We start from the raw sequence: 16,587 nt of genomic DNA, 5'->3' as shown, positions 1-16,587 counted from the left end.
AGGTCCACGCGCAGCTCTACTTGCAAACCTCATCGTCCAGCCACGCCCCACGCGCCCTAGCGCACCCAGCGCCACCAAAACACACCGCACACGCCCCGCCACCCCCCGCACGCCGCAACGCCCGCACGCCCGCATGCCGCTAAGCCCGCACGCCCACACGTTGTGACGCCCACATGCCCGCATGCCTGCCCGTGGTGACGCTCGCACGTGGTGGCGCCCGCTTGCTCGCATGCTGTGAGGCCCGCATGCTGTGAGGCCCGCACGCTGTGACGCCCGCGTGCTCGCATGCCCGCACGTGGTGACGCCCACACGCCGAGAGGCCCGCACGCCAGCGCGCCGTCACGCCCGCGCGCCGTTAAGACCGCACGCCCGCCCGGCGTCAGGCCCGCATGCCCGCATGCCGTCAGGCCCGCATACCTGCACGTCGGGAAGCCCGTACGCTCGCACGCTTCCACGTGGTGACGCTCGCACGCCCGTCAAGCCCGCACGTGTGACGCCCGCATGCCTAACCCCCCGCGCTCTCTTGCCGCTATGCCAAGACGTCCCGCACGCCGTCACGCCCGCACGACCGCACGCTCAGACGCCGTGACGCCCGCACGCCGTGTCCGCACGTCGTGACGCCTGCGCGTACGCCCGCATGTCGTCACGCCCGCACGCCCGCACGTTGTGTGGCCCGCACGCCCACCCGGCGTCAGGCCCGCACGCCCGCACGCCCGCACATGGTGACGCTCGCGTGTTGTGGTGCTCGTACGCCCGTCAAGCCCGCGCGTTGTGGCGCCCGCATGCCGTCACGCTCCCGCGCCCTCTTGCATGACGCCCACGCGCCCACGCGCCAGGACGCCCGCACGCTGTGTCCGCACGTCGTGACGCCTGCGCGTACGCCCGCATGTCGTCACGCCCGCACGCCGTGATGCCCGCACGCCGTGATGCCCGCACGCCGTTAAGCCCGAGCGCCGTTAAGCCCGCACGCCCGCACGTTGTGAGGCCCGCACGCCCGGCCGGCGTCAGGCCCGCATGCCCGTGCGCCCGTGCGCCCGTGCGCCCGCACATGGTGACGCTCGCGTGTTGTGGTGCTCGCACGCCCGTCAAGCCCGGCGTTGTGGCGCCCGCATGCCGTCACGCTCCCGCGCCCTCTTTGACGCCCACGCGCCCACGCGCCGGGACGCCCGCACGCTGTGTCCGCACGTCGTGACGCCCGCGCGTACGCCCGCATGTCGTCACGCCCGGACGGTGTCAGGCGCGCAGGCTGGTCAGACTGCGCATGTCCACGCGTGCCGCCTCGATCGCAGGCCGGTTCGCCGAGATGTCGCGCGGGGCCTCTCCTGTCGGGGCTAATCCAAGGGTGGCCTGTACCTCGCCCTGGGTGGTCTGGTCGCGAATGATCGTGGGGGAGCCGAGTGCTGGGTTAGTTGGTGAGGACGTGTGATCTTGCTTCCGGGGGCTCAGCGTGATCAAGGTCGGATTGGTTGTGGCGCACTGTGCCACTTCGATTCCGTCATGCGTGCCACTAGGGGGTTCTGTGCGTGGAAACGGAGGGGGAGGGGCGCGGGGTTTCGGGGTTTGCGACACTTGCCGCGTGAAGGAGTCACTGAAGGTACTGCTGGACCTGCTGGATCTCGAGCAGATCGAGAACGACATCTTCCGGGGGCGGAGCCCGGAGGATCGGCAGCAGCGGGTGTTCGGCGGGCAGGTCGCGGGGCAGGCGCTCGTCGCGGCGGGACGGACCGTCCCGGTCAATCGGCCCGTGCACTCATTGCATGCGTACTTCATCCGGCCTGGGGATCCGCTGGTGCCGATCGTCTACACCGTTGACCGGGTGCGGGACGGGCGGTCCTTCACGACCCGGCGGGTTCTGGCCGTGCAGCACGGGAAGGCGATCTTCAGCCTTTCGGCGTCCTTCCAGATCGTGGAGGACGGGCCCACGCATCACGCGGCGATGCCCGACGCGACACCGCCGGAAGAGCTGGCGGACGGGGTGCAGCGGCTCACGCCGATCTTCGGTGAGCGGGGTGCGCGGGAGTTCGTCACCCGACGTCCGTTCGACGTCCGGCATGCCACGCCGCTGAGCTGGGAGGCGGCCAAGGACCCGTCGCTGATCACGCCCGAGGCGAAGGTGTGGCTGAAGATCGACGGGGAGCTGCCCGACGACCCGCTGCTCCATGTGTGCCTGATGACCTACGCCTCGGACATGACGCTCCTGGACACCGTCCTGCTCAATCACGGCCTGTCGTGGGGCGACAAGCGGACGATGGGCGCGAGCCTCGACCACGCGATGTGGTTCCACAAGCCGTTCCGCGCGGACGAGTGGCTCCTCTATTACCAGGACACCCCGTTCGCCGGGGGCGCGCGTGGTCTTGCCCGGGGGCAGGTCTTCACCCGGGACGGAGACCTGGTCGTCTCCGTCATGCAGGAGGGTCTGATCCGCGTCTCCGACTAGCGGGTCTCGCGTTCCCACGAGACGGTCGGGCCTGCCCCGTGGACGTTCAGCCCGCCGGGGGTTTGGTGAGGCGAGCGAGTACGGCGGGTGGGATCACGGACAGCGCGGTCAGGCGGAGCGCGGGCGCCCCGCGTGCGAGTACACGAGCGGGGTGGCGCTGGTGCCGATGAGTTGGACGCTCCGGTCGCAGACTGGCGAACCGGCGCACCGGCCGGTCCGTCGATCGCGTCGAGCGGCTCGATGCCTGGCTGAGCCGGGTGGTGGTCGCGGTGACTCAGCTGGAGCGAGCCGACCGGCAGCCGTTGCGGGGCATTCTGTCGTGCTCACGGCTGCGGCGTCGGTGGCGCGTTCTTGGTGATCTGCCAGGTACGGGCGTTCTCGTATTGGTGGTAGAGGCGAGCGAAGGAGCCGCCGGTGTGCATGAGGTCCTTCGGGGCACCCGTCTCCGCGACGCGTCCGGCCTTGAGGGTGACCACCTGGTCGGCGGTGGCGAGTGTGGCCGGTCGGTGGGCGATGACGAGCACGGTTCGGCCGGGGTCGCCGGACAGCGCGCCGATGGCCTGGCTGATGGCGGTCTCGTTCTCCGGGTCGATGGCCGAGGTCGGCTCGTCGACGAGGACGATCCTGGCCTGCTTGAGGAACGCGCGGGCGATGGACACGCGCTGGCGTTCCCCGCCGGAGAGCTGGGCGCCCGCTTCGCCCACCCGGGTTTGCCAGCCGTCGGGCAGGCGCTCGACCACTTCGTCGAGGCGGGCGCCGCGCGCGGCCGCCTGGAGTTCTTCGCGGGTGGCGTCCGGGCGGGCGATGCGGACGTTCTCCTCGATGGTGGTGTCGAAGAGGTAGACGTCCTGGAAGACGATGGCGATGTCGCCGAGCAGCGTGGAGTGGTCGTAGTCGCGCACGTCGACCCCGCCGACGCGCACGGTGCCGGAATCGGTGTCGAAGAGGCGGGCGATGAGCCGGGTGACGGTTGTCTTGCCCGATCCGGACGGGCCGACCAGTGCGGTGGTCGTGCCGGGCGGGCACCGGAACGAGACCCCGGACAGGGCCGGTGCGTTCCCGTGGTCGTAGGTGTAGGTGACGTCGGAGAACTCGATCCCGGCGTGGGGCACCCGCCGCACCGGGTCCGGGCGGTGCGGCAGCGTGGGGGTGTGCAGGATGTCCTCGACTTCGTCGACGAGGTAGTCCATCGCGCCGAGTCCCGAGGCGAGGCCGATCATCGTGCCGAGCGGTTCGAGAAAGCGGATCGCGAGAACCAGCAGGGCCACGGTGTCGGCCACCGCGAGGGTCCCGTTGAGCAGGAACTGCACACCGAGCACCAGGACGGCGACGTACCCGGCCGCCACCACGCCGTTGTAGGTGAGCTCGGGGCCGAGCGTGCGCCGCAGTGCTCGCCGGTACTGCGAGCGGTGGTCATCGAGCGCGTCGCGCATGCGCGCGGTGCCGGTGGTGGCGTGCCCGGCGGCCCGGAGCACGGGCTGGGCCTGGCCGAACTCGATGGCGCGTCCGGCCACCTCCTTGCCGGCGGTCTCCATGTCCACCGACACCGCGGCGACGATCCGCTTGGACCGGCGCATGGCCGGCAGTGCGAGCGGGAAGGTGGCCAGGAACAGCAGTGCCAGGCGCCAGTCGACGGCGAAGGTGACCGCGGTGACGGTGGCCGGTACCACCATGCAGGTGATGGCCGGCGCGCCGACCGTCACGGTCAGCTGGGCGAGGTGGCCGGCGACGGTGGTCACGGTGTGCACGAACCGCGCTTTGCGGTCGGCGGTGAACCAGCCCAGCGGCAGGGTCGTCACCAGCCCCATCAGGTGTCGGCGCAGCTGGATCGCCAGGTCCATGGTGGCGTTGAACCCGATCGGGGTGGCGATCGCGGTCAGCGCCATGTGGGCGAGCAGCCCGATCCCGCCGGTGATCAGCCACGGGGCGGCGGCGGTGAAATCGGGGTCCGGACGCAGCAGCGCCCGCAGGACGGGGAGCAGCGCTCCGAGCAGCAGGCCCTGGCCGACCGCGAGAAACGCGGTGAGCAGCCAGACCCGGACCAGCGGGCGCGGGTGCGGCCACAGCCGGTACACCTCGCGGATCATGTGCGGTTTCCGTTCTGTTGTGCTCGCCACATCCGCGCGTACAGGCCGTTGCGGGCGACGAGTTCCCGGTGGGTGCCCGACTCGGCGAGCCTGCCCTCGTCGAGGACGAGGATCCGGTCGGCGGAGACGATGGTGTGCAGGCGGTGGGCGATCACGATGACGGTCCGGCCCGCGACCAGCTCGGCCAGCGCCGCCTGGACGGCGGCCTCGTTGTCCGGGTCGAGCGCCGCCGTGGCCTCGTCCAGCACGACGATCGGGGCGTCGGACAAGATCGCGCGGGCGATCGTCAGCCGCTGACGTTCACCGCCGGAGAAGCCGCCGTTGCCGGTTTCCAGCATGGTGTCGTAGCCCTCCGGCAGCCGCTCGATCACCTCGTGCAGCTGTGCAGCCTTGGCGGCCTGTCTGACCTGCTCGTCGGTGGCGTCCTGGCGGCCGATGCGGATGTTCTCGGTGACCGTGTCGCGCAGCAGCATCACGTCCTGGAACACCAGGGACATCGATGAGAGCACCTTCTCCGACGGCAGCTCGCGAAGGTCGGCCCCGCCGATTCGGATCGCTCCGCCGGTGACGTCGTAGAACCGCGGCAGTAGGGCGGCCAGGGTGGACTTCCCGGCGCCGGAAGGTCCGACGAGGGCGGTGACGGTGCCCGGTTCGCAGACCGCGCTGACGTCCCGCACCGCGTCGTTCACGCCGTCGTAGGAGAAGCGGACCCGGTCGAATTCGATGCGGTGGCCGTCCGGTCGCCGCGGCCGCCGGGGCTCCGGCAGGGGCTCGCGGGACAGCAGGCGCTCGATGTCGCCCGCGGCGATGCGCGCCATGCGCAACCCGTGAGCGCCGTGGAACAGCGGGCCGATCGAACTCGGCAGCCCGATGCCGACGACCAGGAACGGCAGCAGGTCGGGCATCGTGAGCAGGCCCGCGCCGACGAAGCCCAGGCCCGCGGCCATGACCGCACCCAGGAGGGTCATCTCCGAACCCAGGACGTGGCTCACCGCCCCGGTGGTCCGGTTCTGGGCCAGAAAGGCGCCGTACGCGCGCCTGTGCTCGTCCATCGCCTGCTCGAACCGGCTCAGGACCCGCCTGGACGGCCCACCGTAGGTCTTCACCACGCTGATGCCGTCGACGTATTCCTGTCCGGCGGTGCCGATCCGCTGCTCGGCGGCGATCAGGGCTCCCATCAGCGCGGGTGAGGAGCGCATTCCGCGCCGGTAGCTGAGCAGCCCCAGCACGGGGAACGCCACGACCACCAGCGCCAGCCGCCAGTCCACGACGGCCAGGTAGGCGACCGCGGCCACCAGGCCGGTGAGCGCGCCGACCAGGCCGCCCAGCGCGTGGGCGAACAGTTCGTGCATCGTGCCGAGGTCTTCGGTCATCGCTTTGCGCACCTGACCGGAACCGGCTGAGCGGAACCAGCCCAGCGGAACCACGCCCAGCCGCCGCACGATCCGCACCCGGAGGTGGTGCAGCATCTCCGCGTCCGCGTTGTGCCCGACGTGCGCGGCCAGCGCGAGCAGGACCAGTCGTAGCAGTGCCCCCGCCGCCCCGGCGCCCGCCCAGAACCCCACCGTGCCGGACGCCCGGCCGGGGTCCCCGGCGGCGAGCGCGCCGCGAGCGATCTTGGCGACCGCGACGAACGGGAGGAAACCGGCCGCGGCGGCCACCGCCGACAGCATCGCGCTGAGGATCAGGTGAGCTCGGATGGGTCGCAGCATCCGGGCCGCCGCGGCGATGCCGATCAATTGGGGCGCTCGGTCCTGCTCGGTGGGCGCGGGTCGCGCTCGTGGGGAGCGCGGCGGGGCGGCGTCCATGGCTGTCATCGGCCTGGGCGGTCCTCACGTGTTCGATGCTTAGGTTAGGCTCGCCTAATCTTGAATCTTGAAGCGAGCTTGATGTCAAATGGGCGGATGAGCGAAAGCGGAGTGCGCATCGGCGAAGCCGCCGCCCTCTACGACCTGGCGCCGTCCACACTGAGGTGGTGGGAACGGCAGGGGGTGCTGACCGGCCCGGCTCGCAGCGGCGACCGGCGCCTCTACCGGGAGCGGGACCTCCGGCGGCTCGGCCTGGTCTACCTGTGCCGGGTGACCGGGATGATGCCGCTGGACCGGGTCGCCGTGGTGACGTCGAAGAGGACGACGAACCTCGAGGTGTGGCGGGGTGCTCTCAGCGAGCAGATCGACTTCCTCGAGGAGCGGATCGCCCGGATGCGGGACGCGCGCGACTACCTGACCGCGCTGCTGCGGTGCGAGCACGACGACCCGGCGCGGTGCCCCAGCCTCGACATCGAGCTCACCAGGCGGACACCGAGAGGACGCGTCCGCCACCACAGTCTGGTGGCCGCCGCGCGGGCGGCCGGAACCGGTGCGGGTCGGCCCGCCGCCGAGCCGGCGCGTGACGAAAAGAAACCCGCGGAGAAGGTCGGTGACGAAAGTCCGCCGTGCCCGGGCTGCGGGCACGCGGTCCCGCGCGCGACGCGGCTCGGCAGGCCGCGGACGTACTGCTCAGCCACCTGCCGCCAGCGCGCGTACCGCCGTCGGGCCCTGCCGCCGGACGCCTGAACGAGCCACGCGCCGGTCCGACTGCCCGATCGATGGCGTGGGTCCGGCCGAACCCGGGCGGGTGGACGGGTATCCTTCGGGCGCTTTGCTGGGGAGGGTGCTTTGAGCTGGGTTGATATGGGTTCGGGTATGGGTTGGCGACCCTTGTCCGTATTGGACCCGCCGGACGCGTCTCTGGTGTGCTCTCTTCCGTGATCGTCGCTGCCCCTCCCGCCCCTCCGGTCGCGCGTGCACCCGGGCGCCGGGTGGTCGTGACGGTGCTGGCGATCCAGCTGGCGAGCTGTCTCGGCTACTTCTCCGTGATGGCCCATGTCGTCGCGCACCTGCGGAACGATCTGGGGTTGATGGCCGGGACGATCGGGCTGGTCCTCGGGGTGCGGCTCGGGGTGCAGTACGTGTTGCTGCTGCCGGTGGGCACGGTGACGGACCTGATCGGCGCGCGGCTGACCGGGGTGATCGCCTGCGTGGTGCGGGCCGTCGGCTTCGGCCTGCTCGGGGTGGCGGAGAGCCTGGGGGCGCTCCTGGGTGTGGCGGTCGTCCTCGGGATCGGGGGCGCGCTCTACAACCCCGCCGTCCAGAGCCTTCTGGCGGGCGTCGATCCCGTCAGCCGGTCGCGGGGGTTCGGGGGGTTCGTCGCGACGCAGCATGCCGCGACGATCACGGGGCCGCCCCTGGGGCTCCTGCTGATCTCCCTGGGACCCGGGTTCGTGCTCCTCACGGGGACGTCGGCGGGCCTGTGGACGATCGCCGCCGTCCTGTTCCTTCTGGTGCCGCGACGGGAGAAGCGGCCACCGGCCCGGTTCCGCGATCTGGTCACCGGGGTGCGAGCGGTGTTCCGCGACCGGACGTTCGTCCTGTTCGCGCTGATGACGGCGCCCACGACGCTGCTGGCCAACCACATCATGACCGCCGTGCCGCAGCTCGGGTTCGGCGCCGGTCTGGCGACCCTGTGCTTCTGCCTGCTGGCCGCGGTGGCGGCGGCGGCCCAGCCGTTCGTCGCGATGAAGCGCCGGGGTGAGCGCCCCTGGGTTCTGCGTCTCGGGCTGTTGTGCGCGGCGGCCACGTTCTTCGTCCTGGCCCCGCTGGACGGGACGGAAACGGGCCCCCTGATGCTCGCGGCCGTCCTGAACGGCGTGTCGAACGGCCTGGTCCAGCCCTCGATCTTCCAGCGGGCCGTGCGGCACGCGCCGTCCGAGCGGTTCGGGTCGTATTACGGCGTTATGGCGTCCTTTGCGGGGCTGTTCGCGTGCGTGGGGGATCTGGTGATCGGGCGGTTGTTCGACTTCGGGTCGGCCGGTGCGGCCACGGCGCTGGTCGGGGTGGGCGTGATCGCGCTCGTGTCCGCCTTCGGCACCCGGGGGCCGTGACCTTGGCCTCCAATAGGCCCGGGAGGTGTGGATCTATCGTGAGGAGGATGGAAGAGTTGACCGTCGTCCTCCTTGGTTCCCGGAATTAGGAGCCCTAGTCGCCACTGGGAATGTAGCAACCCGGTTGCAAAGTTGGCGGGATGCCAAGCAGTCGCTGCTGATCGCGATAGCGTTGGCAAAAGTTACTGTACGCCCGGCATCTGGCAAACCGCCCGCCGATAGGTCAAGGCACTCGTGGAACACCCTGAGTGCCTTGACCTATCGTAGGTACTTTCAATCACCGGGCTCGCGGCGGAGAAGTACTTCTGCGATCTCGCCCCACTCCGCAATGGAAATCGAGACCGCCGCGACCCTCCTGCCGGAGGTAGAGATTTGCGTCAGCGGCTTTCTGAGAACTCTGCTGAATTTGCGGGCGCTGTCGACGATCACGGCAAACTCTTCCACGGCCCTCAGGTTCTCGGTGGCGGTGGCGGCGAATCCTACGAGAATTTCGAGAAACTCGGCGGTCCCTTCCGGTTGGTCTGCTGGATCAACGGTACTTGTGAAGTCCAGAATTCCTCGAATTGCACTGTCCACCGTCTGCATACGCTCACTAAGTTGGGTTGACGTTGCCTCCATACAGTCGGCGGGATCGGCGAGTTCTTTGGCGAGTCTGGCTACGTGCGATACACGAGCGCTGGCCGGAACGTTCTCTCCGTTGAGTCGCAGGATCTCGGATGTGGCCGCTTCCATGATCACGCTAATCTGCTCGATGGACTTGGTGAGCGTATCGAAATCGTCTGTTAGTTCTTCCAGCCCGCTTTCGATCAGTGCGTAGTTCTCGAGCAGTCCAGGTTGATCCTCAACCTCCTGGGTTTGGTCCGAGTCCTCTGGGCGGATGATTCGGGTGGGGGTGAGCACGTCGAGACCCTCTTGAAGGACCGCCTTCAAGGTCCGTTCGAGGACCTTGCGAGCGCTGATCAGGCCGTTCGGCTCACGTTCGAACTGGATGGTCCGCACGGCCGCGATGTTGAAGGGCAACTGTCCGCGTTCGCCCAGCAGGATGGTCGGACGGCCTGTGGCATGCCGCATGCCGAGTTCGTACATGACATTGGCGTTCGCGCCGCTCACATCGGCGATCACGAGATCGGCCTCGCTAAGGTATCTGCGCACCTGTTCAGTGATCTCACCCAGGTCGGGGAGTTCGTCGGATCTCACTGACGCGATGTCGCATGCCCTGCAGGCCGCAAGAGTCACCTGTGTGTAGATCTCCAGGGAATCTTCGTATGTCCTCCGCTCCGGAGATCCGAGAGACGCGTTCATGTCTCCGATCGGACCGATCGCGAAGCATGTGAGGCGCGAAGGATCCTCGGGTGCTCCTGATGCGGCGGGTGATGCCAGAATGGTCATGGATGTACCTCCATCTGTTTGGCGGCGCGGCTGATGCCGGCCTCTAGTGACTCGGGTTCGACTGAACTCAGCCCTACGCCGAGAGCAGTCATCAAGCCCAGGGTCGGGACGCGATACTGATGACCGACTCGGATGACTGGACAGGGGAACCGGTCATCACGGATCATTCGGTAGGCGGTGGTGGAGCAGACGCCGAAGGCGCGCGCCGCAGTGCGAAGGTCTACTGCCAATGGCAGATCGAACACCTCGGGGAATGTCAATGGAGCACTAATCATCGAACGCTCCTCTGCGGGCGCACCGTCAGTCGCCCAATAGGCCTTCCTGGGCCGGGCCGCCGAGCCTGGCGGACGACATCCGCCAGCCCGAGCCGATGCGCGAGTGCGCCTAGGCGCTCGCCCTCAATCTGCGGGGTGGAGGCGGTAAAGCGGATCGGCGCCGAGAGCCCCTTTTCATGCGAAGGAGGCTGGATCTCCAACTCCCAGGAGCCACTGCCGAAGGGCCCGACAAGCATGTGCTGACGCGAGTGATCAACTTCGTGTGGGTTGGCAGTCGCTCTCTCTCGGCTTGAGGCCATTGCCAGCTTCCATGCCCGACTCGCAGCGGACTTGAGTACTCGCTCACCTGCCTCGAGATCATCGGGATCCGCAGTTGGTAGGCCCTCAAGAACACAGGTCACCATCTCCGCTTCGAGATCCTCGCCGCTCACCGGGCACTGAAGTGATATCCGCTGAATAACGCGGTTGATCCAGGGCTCGGCAAGCCATACAGCAAACAATTGGTCCTTCTCCCCTCCCAATTGGGCTAGACGGATGACCGCACTCCAAACCGCCCCTCTGTATGGCGCCTCTCCCTGTCGGCCACGTACTGCCTCTCGTGCCTGTGTTGCATCCAGTCGAATCCACTGGCCTTCGAACTGGATCTGCACGCCTGGGTGCTGCACGATTTCATCGTGATGTGAAATCTTGGCGAACAGCTTCTCTCTGTCCAGCCGGAACATGGCGTCCTCCTCAGGACTGTCGGTCGATTGATTCCAGCAATTGCTGCACTCGGCGGTGAGCATCAAAGCCCACGGCTTCGAAGATGGTTTCCAAGATGGCTGCGCGTGCTGGGCTCCATGCCGCTACGCGCCGCCAGAGCAGCAAGGCATCACGAAGGGCGGAGTTGCCGTCGCGCATGCGCGAGATTCTTCTGATAAGCAGGACAAGCAGCGCGAAGAAGCTCTCCTCTGCCACGACTTGTGCTTCGAACCAGGCGAAGTCCCTACGGAGAAGCCTTGGGAAGGTCCGAGCCGCCCAGCGTCCTTCATGTCCGCCACTGTCCGCCCAATCGTGCAGAGTCTTCAGGACGAGGTGCCGATCACCGCGTATGAACAGGTCGAGGGCCGCCGTATCCAGTGCCTCGTCGACAGAGCGGTCGACCATCAGTTCCGCTCCATGAATCAACCGCCGCAGCAACGGCAGCGCTAGCGTCGAGGGTGCGATGTCAGCTCCGCCCCCGAGGGCGAGCGCGGTGGTCAGTCGCAGGGTCCGGTCGCGGCTATATGCCCATCGCGCCAATTGGCCTGCAACGTCATGCGAGAACTCTGGATCTTCCAGCAAGTTCCGCAACGCCTCCGCGGCGACCGCTTGCCCGAAACGGCTGCCAGAGGCAGCGCATACTTGTATCTGGCGGAGTGGCGCGTGTCCCCGTCGAGGAGCCGAAAGGGCGAGGGCAGAGCCGGCCGGCCTGACCAGTTCGGCAGTCTTGACCGACCGAAGCCAGGCCACAAGGTGCACCCTCAGCCCGTTCCGCCGCCAGACTTGGCGCAAGATGGCGGCTGGCCACTGGGTTCGGTGGAAGACGAGTTTGAGTGCCAATGGACGCCCAGGCTCTCGGATGGGCAAGGTGCGAGCACCGAAGGTTTCCCAGAGCACTGTCAGACGTTGATCATCCTCAAGGCTCGGGCAGGCGGCGTCCTTGCCAGGCAGTGCGTGCAGCAATCGTGCCGCCTGGTCAACGACAACGTGTGGGCCGTATTCAGCGAACACGGCCGCTGAGACGACAGCACTGAGCGTGTGAGGTTCTTCCAGCGGCGGAAGGTACAGTTCGATCTCTCGGTCGGCCCGGTTTTCCAGCATCTGCCTGATGATCATTGCGCGGCGCACCGGCTCGTCTGCTCGCCCCACCGCGATCACAGCTTCGACCAGATCTTCGGCGTCCTTGGGGGAGGCTCCCAAAGGCAGCAATGCCCGAACGAACCTCTCTGACAGCCCGTTCAGAAGCCGACCGCGCTCGTCCTCACCAGGTACTGCTGCGGCGAACCGGGTATCGAACACGCGGCGTGCGTCAGGTGGTGTACAGCGCACAAGAACTGGGCCATGTGTCCGCTCAAGCTCAGCCTCCAATCTCGGGTCGCTGGGGATGATGGCAACCATCATCGCGCCAACCTCGCGCACCTTTGTTGCGAGAGCGGTGACGGCGGCATCATTCCTGAGCAGGCCACCAAAGGTGCCCTCGACCAAGTAACCATCGGCAGCGCCGGGAAGCGGGCGCCAGGACGAGTAGTTGACCGTATCGTCGAGGTGATGCACTACTGACTGCGAACCGCGTATGGTGCAGAGAAGGTTCAGTGCTGCGGTCCGGCGGCCGGTGCCGGTGGGGCCAGCGAGAAGCAGCAGGCCATTGCGGTGTAGCTGTTTTCGCGCGCGGCCCAGCCACTCGGGTGCCACGAATTCCTTGTGGGCTTCAACTAGGAGGCTTTGAGGAAGTACCCCACTGGATGATCGAGGTTCAGGTGATTTTGCGCGGCCGAATTGCTGTTGGTCACCGCCGACGAAACCCGAGTTCAGGTTCACGGCATGACCCAAGGCCATGGAGATATTGAACGTTGAATCGGACATCGGAACCTCCGTATCAGAGGCGCTTTAGGCTGGCCTCTGTTTGGCTGGCCTTCCGACATCGATTCTTGGAGAGCCTCGCTGCGTAGTACTGCACTCATCGAGCACAGCGGTTGTGATGTGCATCACATGCAGGCGAAGTCGCCGTCATACCTCAGCTACGGAACGTCTGGTCTCCGTGGATCGTCCCGCTGTTGAGGTTGCCCTGATCGATAGTGTTGATCGTTCGCGATAGAGTATTGTCCCTGAGGGCCTGTTCATCTGTTTCGTGCGCATGTGCGTCCATTTTGCCTAGTAGTCGTTCATCCAAAAGATTGGCCGAAGGGCACGGGATGTGTATCCATCCCGTTTTTTCGAATCCTTTGTCCTGGACGGTGGCCACCACCTTTCTAAAATATCCGACGGGTAGGGCGTGACCGCTGACGACCGCAACCTCGTAGCAGTGTTCAGAAAGTATCGCCACCACTCGCGTGACCTCCGGATCGGCCTTAGCTATTAGCGCTTTGATTACTCTGGAGTTGAGAAGTCGCGCCGTATCATTCCGGGCGGTCCCAGCCCCGTCGGCCTTGCGTCCATCGGCGGGTAGTGGCCCGATATGCAGTGCCACCTGCATGCGGATCTGCAGTGCGGGCGGCCGGATGCTGGACAGGGTGTGTTGGAGTTCTGCGAGCCAACTTGCGATGACCTCGGGCATTCGCCCTGGGTCAAACCCGAAGCTGTAACCGTCCCCCCGCTGAGAGGGGAATGCTCGTGCAGCCCAGACGTCGGTGAGTCGCGCTCGTGCGAAGGAGGTCTCCAGGAGTTCTTCGAGCCCTTCGGCGATCACTCGTTGTTCCACCGAGGAGCGAGCACTGTAATCGCTAATGTCTATAGCGATGATGCCTTGGTGAGGCGGGACGGTAGAGATTCGGTCCGGCACCTCGAAGAGTGCGTCGCTCATGTGGTGCTCCTTGGTGTCATGTGAACCTTCGCCTGGATCGCAAAATCATGCAGGCGACGGATATCGATCGTAATCAACCTTCTTCTCGCGTAGACGCCCGGGATTCTATTTATTTCTTGGGAGATACTGTTGCGACTCGCACCGAGATAGCTCCCGAGGTCGGAGCGAGAGATGTGCAATGCCATTCGTCCAGACTCCTGTGCTGTCGAGCCGCGATGCGCTAGAAGGAGGAGCGCGTAGGCCAGCCTGTCTCTGAGGCAGTCGTGATCCCGAACTGCAACGGTCTCTTTCACTCGGTCTAGAGCGTCTTTCGAGACGGCCATCGTTAGAGAGTATTGCTCCAAGCAAGAACGGTACGTGTTTGCTGGAACAAGCGCTACCTGAGAATGAGTAAGCGCTAGAATCTCGGCACTCCGTGGGCATTGATAGAGGACCGCCGACCTTCCCAAAACTTCCCCTGCGGTGCGGAAATCCAGAACTCTGGTCCTGCCTTCGGCTGTACTGCGTTGTACCTTAACCTGTCCTTGTATGAGGGCCATTACATACTCCCCGCGCTCCCCTTGTCTGACTAGAGGTTGGCCGGGCTGGAAGTTTCGTTTGCGGGCATCCTTGATGACCTCTTGTAGTGCATTCCACTCCAGCGGGACGCTCATGGATGGATTGTAGAATCTATATGGCAGACCGAGAACTTCCGGGAGGGGTAGCAAAGCCCATCCTCTGGGGCATATATTCTTTGCTGACTTCAGAGAATGATCTGGCATGTATCGCCCACTCGGCCAATCGCTTACCGTTAGGCGGATCGGGGTTAGTTTCGGGACTGTCCAGGGCACCCACCGGTGTCATCGGGGTGTTTCGGGCAGCGGACAAAATCAGCGGAGGAGCGCTGTTGTGAAGATCGATTTGCGGGGTTGTTCGCGTGCGTGGGTGATCTGGTGATCGGGCGGTTGTTCGACTTCGGGTCGGCTGGTGCGGCCACGGCGCTGGTCGGGGTGGGCGTGATCGCGCTCGTGTCCGCGTTCGGCCTCAGAGGAGGGCGGCCACCTCGTCGGCGCAGCCCCAGGAGAGGGTGACGCCCGCGCCTCCGTGGCCGTAGCAGTGGACGACCAGGCCTCGGCTCGTTTGCTCGGTTTCGAGCCGCACGGTGGGACGGGCCGGGCGCAGGCCGACCTTGTGGGCCAGGACGCGGGCGCTCTCCAGCGACGGGATCGCGCGGGTGGCGCGGTGGAGGATCTCCTGGGCCGTCTCCGGGTCCGGGGTCCGGCTCCAGTTTCCCGGCTGGGACGTCCCGCCGACGATCGTGTCGTGGAGGCGGGGGATGACGTAGCAGAGGCGATCGGGGGTGGAGGCGTCCAGCCACCAGGTGGTGAGGTCGGTCTTCTCCAGAACGAGGACCTGGCCTCGGACGGGGGTCAGCGAGGTGTCGCCGATCAGGTCGCGGGCGCCGAGGCCGGTGCAGTTGACGATTACGGGGGCGGTGGGGAGTTCGTCGAGGGTCTCCTGGACGATGCGGCCGCCGAGGGACTCCAGGCGAGCGACCAGCCAGGGGAGGTAGACGCTCATGTCGATCGTGGGGGCGGTGAACGTCCAGCCGTGGTCGAGGCGCGCGAAGTTGGGGACGGCGTCCGCCCAGGCGGGCGTCGGGGTGGGCTCCGCGAGGAACTCGGTGCCCTGGAGGAGGCGGACTCCGGTCTCCGGGATCTCGGCCAGGCGGGTGAATTCCCGGTAGGTCGTGGTCGACCAGGCGGTGACGCGGCCCGGGGGATGGGCGAGGTAGGGGTACCAGAGCGCCGCCGCCGTCGACGAGGTGGTGTCGGCGGGGAGGTCGCGGGTCACGACGTCCACGCGGTGGCCCCGTTCGGCGAGGCGGACGGCGCAGCTGAGGCCGATGACTCCCGCGCCGGCGACGAGGACCTGTGGCATGATAACGATCATTGCCCCGGGTGCCGTCCGGTTCAACCGCCTTAGACGGTCGCAGGGGCCGCTGAGTTCGCGGGGACGAGGGTGAACTGACCCACAAAACCGCAGGTCAAAAATATCTTGATTGTTTTGCGGAAGTCGCCGTACGCTCGTCGCGAGCAATCGACCATCGGGCCGACTGGATCTTGATCCGGTAACGGCCCCGAGGAGCCAGGAAGGTGGTGTGCAGTCCGGTGATCAACATGATGAGCAAATCGTGGCCGACCTGGGCCCCCGCATGCCCTGGCACCTCCGGGTATGCCGGTCCGTCCGCCGTCTCGCCGCTGAGCCACGCGCTCGGTGGCGACCCCGCGCGCATTGACGGACTACGGCTGATGATCGCCGAGCGGAACGCCGGTAGTGGGCTCTTTGGAGCCTTCGGCATCCAGACGCGCGATCTGCTCGAAGAGCAGCGAGTCCAGGCCAAGGCCCACGTGGACGTCGACACCCGCAACCCGGGTGGCGCGTCGGGTCCGTACCCCTGGAGGCGACCGGTCTAGCTAGACACCGGCAAGCCCCCAGGCCGCGGATCCGACACCGGATCCGCGGCCTTCTTATTTGCCCAGAAAACCCGACCGACACGACCCGTTGAGATCCAACGAGAGGAAACAGGGTGACTGTGATGCAGGGGGCTCTCGCCATCAGCGAGGAGGACCTCACGCTTCCGTGCCGGACCGACCCCGAACTCTTCTTCGCCGAGGCTCCGGCCGACGTGGAGCTCGCCAAGGCGCTCTGCCTGGAGTGCCCGCTCCGTAAGGAGTGCCTCGCCGGCGCTCTCGAGCGCAAGGAGCCGTGGGGTGTCTGGGGCGGCGAGCTCTTCATCCGCGGAGTGATCGTTCCGCGCAAGCGGCCGCGTGGCCGTCCGCGCAAGCACCCGCTTCCGGACGAAGCGACCGTCTGATGACCGGCCTACCCACGATCGACGGCAGGAACCCGGGGAACGCGGTCCCCGTGCAGGGGCCGCGCCCCCGGGCAGCCAA

General features: G+C 67.0%; 13 protein-coding genes. 5 read left to right on the top strand and 8 right to left on the bottom strand.

What is annotated here, in order from left to right; genetic code table 11:
- Positions 1-1,576 precede the first annotated feature (1,576 nt).
- Entirely contained in the window at positions 1,577-2,437 is an 861-nt protein-coding gene (tesB, locus tag ACQPY4_RS32495) for an acyl-CoA thioesterase II (protein WP_433327420.1), read from the top strand.
- A 323-nt stretch (positions 2,438-2,760) separates the two neighbouring features.
- Here tesB and ACQPY4_RS32490 read toward each other — a convergent pair whose 3' ends face one another.
- Positions 2,761-4,524 (bottom strand): ABC transporter ATP-binding protein, encoded by a 1,764-nt coding sequence (locus tag ACQPY4_RS32490; protein ID WP_433327418.1) that lies wholly within the window; start codon positions 4,522-4,524, stop codon positions 2,761-2,763.
- Entirely contained in the window at positions 4,521-6,341 is a 1,821-nt protein-coding gene (locus ACQPY4_RS32485; RefSeq protein ID WP_433327416.1) for an ABC transporter ATP-binding protein, read from the bottom strand. Before ACQPY4_RS32485 ends, ACQPY4_RS32490 begins: the two co-directional genes overlap by 4 nt.
- 87 nt (positions 6,342-6,428) lie before the next feature.
- Here ACQPY4_RS32485 and ACQPY4_RS32480 point away from each other — a divergent pair, with 87 nt between their 5' ends.
- A complete protein-coding gene (locus tag ACQPY4_RS32480; protein WP_433327414.1) occupies positions 6,429-7,079 on the top strand; it encodes a MerR family transcriptional regulator in 651 nt (216 codons plus the stop codon).
- A gap of 191 nt (positions 7,080-7,270) precedes the next feature.
- Positions 7,271-8,446 carry an MFS transporter gene (locus tag ACQPY4_RS32475; protein ID WP_433327412.1) on the top strand — a complete coding sequence of 392 codons (1,176 nt, stop codon included), beginning with the start codon at positions 7,271-7,273 and terminating at the stop codon, positions 8,444-8,446.
- 273 nt (positions 8,447-8,719) lie between these two features.
- On the opposite strand, the gene ACQPY4_RS32470 is transcribed toward ACQPY4_RS32475, so the two are convergent.
- From ACQPY4_RS32470 to ACQPY4_RS32445, 6 genes are all read right to left on the bottom strand, one after another.
- Entirely contained in the window at positions 8,720-9,835 is a 1,116-nt protein-coding gene (locus ACQPY4_RS32470) for a hypothetical protein (protein WP_433327410.1), read from the bottom strand.
- A 271-nt stretch (positions 9,836-10,106) separates the two neighbouring features.
- Positions 10,107-10,832, bottom strand: a complete 726-nt coding sequence (locus tag ACQPY4_RS32465) for a hypothetical protein (protein WP_433327408.1) — start codon at positions 10,830-10,832, stop codon at positions 10,107-10,109.
- A 10-nt stretch (positions 10,833-10,842) separates the two neighbouring features.
- The gene (locus tag ACQPY4_RS32460) at positions 10,843-12,714 is read right to left on the bottom strand and encodes a hypothetical protein (RefSeq protein WP_433327406.1); all 1,872 of its coding nucleotides are present in this window, start codon (positions 12,712-12,714) and stop codon (positions 10,843-10,845) included.
- Between the two features lie 151 nt (positions 12,715-12,865).
- Positions 12,866-13,651: a hypothetical protein gene (locus ACQPY4_RS32455; RefSeq protein ID WP_433327404.1), complete on the bottom strand. Its 786-nt coding sequence runs from the start codon at positions 13,649-13,651 to the stop codon at positions 12,866-12,868.
- Positions 13,648-14,304 (bottom strand): Crp/Fnr family transcriptional regulator, encoded by a 657-nt coding sequence (locus ACQPY4_RS32450; protein WP_433327402.1) that lies wholly within the window; start codon positions 14,302-14,304, stop codon positions 13,648-13,650. Before ACQPY4_RS32450 ends, ACQPY4_RS32455 begins: the two co-directional genes overlap by 4 nt.
- Before the next feature lie 370 nt (positions 14,305-14,674).
- Positions 14,675-15,571, bottom strand: coding sequence for an FAD-dependent oxidoreductase (locus tag ACQPY4_RS32445; RefSeq protein ID WP_433327400.1), 897 nt, complete (start codon positions 15,569-15,571; stop codon positions 14,675-14,677).
- Between the two features lie 230 nt (positions 15,572-15,801).
- Here ACQPY4_RS32445 and ACQPY4_RS32440 point away from each other — a divergent pair, with 230 nt between their 5' ends.
- On the top strand, positions 15,802-16,107 hold the full coding sequence (locus tag ACQPY4_RS32440; RefSeq protein WP_433327398.1) for a hypothetical protein: 306 nt from the start codon (positions 15,802-15,804) through the stop codon (positions 16,105-16,107).
- Between the two features lie 122 nt (positions 16,108-16,229).
- Positions 16,230-16,508 carry a WhiB family transcriptional regulator gene (locus tag ACQPY4_RS32435; protein WP_433339124.1) on the top strand — a complete coding sequence of 93 codons (279 nt, stop codon included), beginning with the start codon at positions 16,230-16,232 and terminating at the stop codon, positions 16,506-16,508.
- Positions 16,509-16,587 lie beyond the last annotated feature (79 nt).

Origin of the sequence: Spirillospora sp. CA-294931 (assembly GCF_050946795.1) — a bacterium.
Lineage (GTDB): Bacteria > Actinomycetota > Actinomycetes > Streptosporangiales > Streptosporangiaceae > Spirillospora.
Note: the sequence above shows the minus strand (reverse complement) of the source record. Positions and strands in the feature narration are given on the sequence as shown.